The 5,437-nt window shown below is 56.2% G+C and carries 8 protein-coding genes, 2 pseudogenes and 1 other annotated feature; of the genes and pseudogenes, 2 read left to right on the forward strand and 8 right to left on the reverse strand.

What is annotated here, in order from left to right; genetic code table 11:
• Positions 1–114: 114 nt before the first annotated feature.
• Positions 115–1,034: pseudogene (locus NFX52_RS29200) on the reverse strand (IS3 family transposase); the annotation flags it as partial.
• Positions 640–756 (reverse strand) — a sequence feature (AL1L pseudoknot). (Overlaps the previous pseudogene by 117 nt.)
• A gap of 20 nt (positions 1,035–1,054) precedes the next feature.
• On the opposite strand from NFX52_RS29200, the gene NFX52_RS29205 reads away from it, so the two are divergent.
• On the forward strand, positions 1,055–2,056 hold the full coding sequence (locus tag NFX52_RS29205) for a hypothetical protein (protein ID WP_055398129.1): 1,002 nt from the start codon (positions 1,055–1,057) through the stop codon (positions 2,054–2,056).
• Between the two features lie 67 nt (positions 2,057–2,123).
• The gene (locus tag NFX52_RS29210; protein ID WP_172727744.1) at positions 2,124–2,468 is read left to right on the forward strand and encodes an H-NS histone family protein; all 345 of its coding nucleotides are present in this window, start codon (positions 2,124–2,126) and stop codon (positions 2,466–2,468) included.
• A gap of 41 nt (positions 2,469–2,509) precedes the next feature.
• Here the strand turns inward: NFX52_RS29210 and NFX52_RS29215 are convergent, their stop codons facing one another.
• The 7 genes and pseudogenes from NFX52_RS29215 to NFX52_RS29245 form a co-directional block, all read right to left on the reverse strand.
• Entirely contained in the window at positions 2,510–2,686 is a 177-nt protein-coding gene (locus NFX52_RS29215) for a hypothetical protein (protein WP_156358719.1), read from the reverse strand.
• 77 nt (positions 2,687–2,763) lie between these two features.
• Entirely contained in the window at positions 2,764–3,147 is a 384-nt protein-coding gene (locus NFX52_RS29220) for a hypothetical protein (RefSeq protein WP_055398131.1), read from the reverse strand.
• Between the two features lie 102 nt (positions 3,148–3,249).
• Entirely contained in the window at positions 3,250–3,573 is a 324-nt protein-coding gene (locus NFX52_RS29225) for a helix-turn-helix domain-containing transcriptional regulator (protein ID WP_082437434.1), read from the reverse strand.
• A complete protein-coding gene (locus NFX52_RS29230) occupies positions 3,570–3,923 on the reverse strand; it encodes a type II toxin-antitoxin system RelE/ParE family toxin (RefSeq protein WP_055398132.1) in 354 nt (117 codons plus the stop codon). The genes NFX52_RS29225 and NFX52_RS29230 overlap by 4 nt, the downstream gene beginning before the upstream one ends.
• Positions 3,907–4,233 carry a hypothetical protein gene (locus NFX52_RS29235; protein WP_055398133.1) on the reverse strand — a complete coding sequence of 109 codons (327 nt, stop codon included), beginning with the start codon at positions 4,231–4,233 and terminating at the stop codon, positions 3,907–3,909. The genes NFX52_RS29230 and NFX52_RS29235 overlap by 17 nt, the downstream gene beginning before the upstream one ends.
• A 148-nt stretch (positions 4,234–4,381) precedes the next feature.
• Complete coding sequence (locus tag NFX52_RS29240) at positions 4,382–4,840, reverse strand: hypothetical protein (RefSeq protein WP_156358720.1); 459 nt, start codon at positions 4,838–4,840, stop codon at positions 4,382–4,384.
• A gap of 5 nt (positions 4,841–4,845) precedes the next feature.
• Positions 4,846–5,316, reverse strand: a pseudogene (locus NFX52_RS29245) (DUF932 domain-containing protein); the annotation flags it as partial.
• Positions 5,317–5,437 lie beyond the last annotated feature (121 nt).

Consider the following 5,437-nt stretch of genomic DNA (forward strand, 5'->3'; position numbering starts at 1 on the left):
TGGGTACGCCGCGTCGCATATCTCGGTGTCTCTGAATCTTTGAGCATGGTGTCCACGATGGTTTACGTGCACACGATCTTGCGAGATGTCGCGGGACTGTTCAAGGTGGTACGGCTGGTCGCTTACACAGACCAAGCTGCCGTCGCGTTCGAGCTGACGGGCATATAGGGCTTGTTCCAAGGCATCGAGCACAAAGTCTGTGCGCATCGAACTGCTCACACGCCACCCAACGATGCGCCTGGCAAACACGTCGACGACGAAGGCCACATACAACCAACCCTGCCAGGTCGAAACGTAGGTGAAGTCGCTCACCCACAGTTGATTGGGCCTATCGGCTTTGAACTGGCGGTTGACCCTGTCCAGCGGGCATGGTGCCTTGCTGTCGCTGGTGGTGGTTCGCACGACCTTGCCGCGCATCACCCCGCGCAAGCCCAACTTCCGCATCAGCCTCTCAACAGTGCAGCGGGCCACTGCCGTGCCTTCACGCCTGAGTTGCCGCCATATCTTGTCGGCGCCGTAGACCTGCATGTTGGCCAGCCAGACGCGTTGAATCTGCGGCATCAGCAATTCGTCGCGCTTGGCTCTGGTGCAGCGCTTGTGAGGCTCGCGCACCAGCGCGGCGTGGCGCCAATACGCCGACGGGGCAACCTGCAAGACCTTGCAGATCGGCTCGACCCCGAAGGTGCCACGATGCCTGTTGATGAAATCCCTCAGGACTTCAAACGGCGGTCGAGCTCCGCCTGGGCGAAAAACGCGCTGGCCAGCTTCAGTATCTCGTTGGCCCGGCGCAGCTCCTTGTTCTCGCGCTCCAGTTCCTTGACCCGTTGGGCTTCGGCTGTGGTGACACCTTCTCGCGTGCCGGCATCCACTTCGGCGCGTTTGACCCATTCGTTCAGGGTCTGCGGCACGCAGCCAATCTTGGGGGCAATGGATTCGATGGCTGCCCACAGGGATGGGTACTCCCCGCGCTGTTCCTGCACCATCCTCACTGCGCGCTCACGCACCTCAGGCGAGAACTTGTTTGTCTTCTTCATGGCTCAATCCTCTCAGAGTGTTGAGCCTCCTCAAAAACCGGGGCGATTCAGTCTGGCGCAAGGGCCTTCAGGCGTCCATTGACGAGGGCCGTGAAGCGACGCTGCCACTCGATGGAGTCGTGTTTGAAGGATCAAAAATCTTCGACGTGCTGCATAAGGATGCCAACTTGGCATCGATAACAATCATCCCTGCGGCGCGTCCAGCAGTGTTAAAGATACTGGCGCCCCAGAGTAACCCTCCGATTTTTGATATTATCACTGGCCAAATAACTACTGGGCGTAAGCAAATCAGATTTTCAGGCGCTGGATGCGGTGGACTTCTCGACGTAGAAATAAATTTCACGCCAATCGGTGAGGATGGTATTCAGTCTGTCTCGACACTGACCACCAATCTCAAAGTGTGGCAGGGAAAGGACGCGGCAAACCCTCCGTACTTGGACACACTCATCAATTTGTTCGAAACAATTTTTGACCCGTGTGCTCCTATTTCTTTCACCATGGAAGTCGATGGAAACCAAGTTTCAGCGGGGAATTTCCATACACCTAAGCATATAGAGGAGATGGAGGAAATGCTTGGATTCGCTCACTACGTAAGGCGAGCGAGAAACGTGCTTAGATACCTGCGTCAGAGTGCACAGATTGATATTTTTGCGATTATTCCCGCGAGTGATTATCGGGCCCTGGCGCGAGTCAGCGATATCATTGAGGGCAAGCTTTCCTACCAGCGCTCACAAGTCACAGCACCGCCGGAGATGACTGTCGGCTGTACTGTTGAGGAGGAAAAAAACCTGATGGAAATCGTGCGCAGAGGTAGCTTTTCCGTCCTCAAGCAGACAGAGCCCGCATCGTTGGTCACCATCTATGGGAAAAAATACGAAGTACCCCCGACTACCAGCTATTACTCGCCTGTGAGACTGCATATCCTGAGCAAGAAGAAGAAAAAGCAGATCGTTGACTTCCGACTGCGAATCGAAATGGCGGACAACTTCACAAGCCAAACTTTCTTCGACGTACAGCAGTGATTGGCGGGCGCCTCCGAAGCTCGGAGGCTTCTATGATGCGGCCCAATTGCTCCAAGAGAGGTGTTCGGTGCCAAAGACGCTGAGTCAAATGAAAAAACGCCTAGAAGAGGCAATGAGCCAAGCCAACGACGCGGAGGAGATCATTCCTCTGTTGAAGAAGGTTATTGCTCAATACGATCTGATTCCAGGCGATCTGTTTGATCAGTCCCATCAAGCCCCCAAGTTGGCAACTCAAAAACACCCAAAGACGCCAATTACACGGCCACAGGTACAGGCGGTCTACCAAGACGGCAATGGCAACACCTGGGCGGGACGCGGGCGGCGGCCAACATGGCTGAACGAAGCGCTTGAACGAGGGCACACCCTAGAGAACTTCAAGGTTCCGAGCAAACGTGTGAGTCGAGCTAAGTGATTGATATCACTTGATTTTTTGCGGGTGATTTCAGGTTTTGCTCAAAAACCGAGATCACCCCCAGTTTCATTTCGAAAAACCACACCATAGTCGTTGGTGAAATTTACCTTGTCGCCTGCCTTGAACTTGCAGGCTATTGGGGGATTTGTTGCGGCATCAGAAGAGAGCGGATATACCATCCCTTCGAGGAAATGCTGCTTGCTTTGAAATACTGCCACGGGTTGTGCCTTTTCCAGGTGGACAGACACCATCCCCAGAGGGGACCGTGCCCATCTGGGGTGTTTCAATAAGGGTTCTATTTTGCCGGGTGGTCGCGAACGACAAGAACTTGAGCCTTGGTACGCTCCACCAGTTCGGCAGAAAGTCCCATCGTGCTTTTCATGCTTTCGATCTCTTGGTGTGTAAGCGAGGGGATGCGTTGCGGCTTCTTTCCAGGCATCAGCCCAATTCCCACTGCGATGATTCCTGGCACAAGTGCTACGAGATGGACTGGTTGAAGCCCGTTCTTCATCGAGCCAAGCTCAGGTATCAGGATCATTATGAGGAAGGCCCCGATCATGATTCCGCCGAGCAGACACATTGCAGACAGCTTGTAGGAAATCTCGATAGCATTTTGCCGCAGCGCAATTGCCGAGCGAAGAGTGACAAGTACTGGTGTGCTATCTTGGGTTTGTTTCATTTTGAGGAGTCCATTTGGCGCTGGCCGATTGAATGAGCCAGCAGTTTGAATATAAGAATCCCCCATGGCAATGCCATGAGGGATATATTTTGAGCCCTCCAATCAGGCAGCCTCGACAACACGCACGTCGAAGTCCACTTTCAGTCCGGTTCGTACCGCGCCAAAAATTGCAGCAAGATTATCCATGCTCGGATTTCCCCGGGGGGACAGCATCCGATGCAGGCTCTTGCTGGGTTTTTTGGTCACTGTAGCAAGTTGCTCGAAACCTACAGTGGCATTGACCAGATCTCGAAGGACCAGCCGTGCTGTATCGGTTTCACCATTGAGAAAAAGCGTTGCCGCCTCATCCAGGAGTGCTCTTGCAAACTCCGGCTCGCGCCGTACGCGCTCTACTACCGTCAGCTTGAAATCTCGCGTGAGACTCATCGCGGTCCACCTTTCTTCGTTGGGGTCTGGGCCTTCTTCCTGGCCTTGTATTCCTCATGCAGCGCTACCGCCTGGTCAATTGCACGCTGTTGGTTCTTCTTCGAGCTGCCTCCGAAAAGCACCACGAGAGATTCACCGTCCTTCGCAAGATAGATTCGGTAGCCTGGGCCCCAATTGATCTTGTACTCGCCGATGCCGCGGAACCACTCCACGTTGGAAGTGTTCCCGAGCTCCAGGCGCGCCTTTGCGATCGTCACCTTGGTCGCCGCTTGGAGATCCAAGCTGTCGAACCACTCCTTGTAGGGATTGGTGCCGTCCTCGCGCACGTACTCCTCAAGCCGCGCAGCCATCTTGAATGGTAACGTTAAGGTTACTCAGATGCAACTGCAGAGCCAGGACGTCCAAGTGCTCCTCCTCGCGGTCAGGGCAAAAACCAAAGTTGCCGGAATCGACAAGTCGCTGCCGCCACTGCTCGACGTTTTCGAGAGTCAGCGCCCCCCAGACATAGTCTTGGCCGTAGGCATTCGTTCCCACGAGGGCCTCAAAGTCGTCGTCCCAGCCTATTGCGTTGGCGTCGATACGCAGCCAGGCGCCGGCCGCCAGCTTGTCATAGAGGACACAGGTTGCAGGCAGGTCTTGCATGCTGAATGTTTCGATCATTTGATCTCCAGGTTGTGGTTGATAGGGCTAGGCATGCGGTGCGCATGCCCAGCGGGTACCTGGTTGTTTGCTTGAAGGAACGGAGTAACCGGGCGCCGCGCAAAAAAAACCCCCAGCTGTTTAGGCCGGGGGTTGGGTAGTGCTAGTCCTATTGGATCTGCAGCTGGCTGGAGCTGAGGGCCAGGATGCTAAGCCTGCGTTGCTTTTCAGCAGCACGGAAGCGCTCGCTTCTGGCCTCCATGACGCCGGTGTGGAGGTCGACCAAATACCTGAAGTACGTGGACGTTGTCGGCCCTCTCCATTCGCGCCAAGCGGAGCGGATCAATGCCCGCTGCGCGTCGCTCGCCAGGAAGAAGTCCTTGCGGGACTCGCGCCAAATGCGTGCATGAAAGGCCCGCATCCGCTGCTCACTCCGTTGGTAGGCGAGACGCCGACTCTCGGTCTCTCGCTCAAGATCGAATGCCTGCGGTGGTTCCAGCACCGAGGCAATCAGCGGGTAGTTGCTGGCCAGCTTCATTGCCTGGCGCTGGGGCCGCCTCTCCGCGAGCGTGAGCTTGCGCTTCGTCCACTCGAACACCTCCACGCGAGGGTATCGAGAGAATCGCATGACGACTACGCCTTGAGCTTGGCCATGCCGTCGGCGAGGAGCCACAGAGCGCGGTTGAGCTTGATGTCCTGGTCGATGCCCTGAATCCCGCGCGTCTGCCGGCGCTGGCCGGTGGCGGTGCGGCCGCGCAACCCTCCCTTGCTCACGTTCTCCTGACAGACGTTCATCACCGACCAGAGGTCGGGCTTTGCGTCTGCATTTCGCCGCGGTTGCAGGAGCTGTGCCTCGGTGATCGGCGCGGGCTTGACCTCGGTGTCGTACTTGAGCGCCAATGCGGACCGGGCAAAGACTTCCGCCTCGTGCGTATCCAGGGTGATGGCGCGCATCGAGTCGCGAGACTCTGCAACGCGATCGAAGCCCTGCAGAACCTCGTAGGCGCCTTCGATGACCTGTGAGGCAACGTCGCCTTTGTGCGGGACCCGCACGTCTGCAACGGTGTCGCCGCATACCAGGCCATTCGAGCAAACAAAGCGGAACTATGTCCAGCGTCGAACTATGTCCAGTCATTCGACTTGCGCCTGAGCGAGCAAGTCTTGCTGGCCAATAACGCTGTACATAGCAATCCTCCTTGCTGGGCATGTCGCCCACAAGGAGACC

The sequence above is a fragment of the Acidovorax facilis genome (genome assembly GCF_023913775.1).
Lineage (GTDB): Bacteria > Pseudomonadota > Gammaproteobacteria > Burkholderiales > Burkholderiaceae_C > Acidovorax > Acidovorax facilis.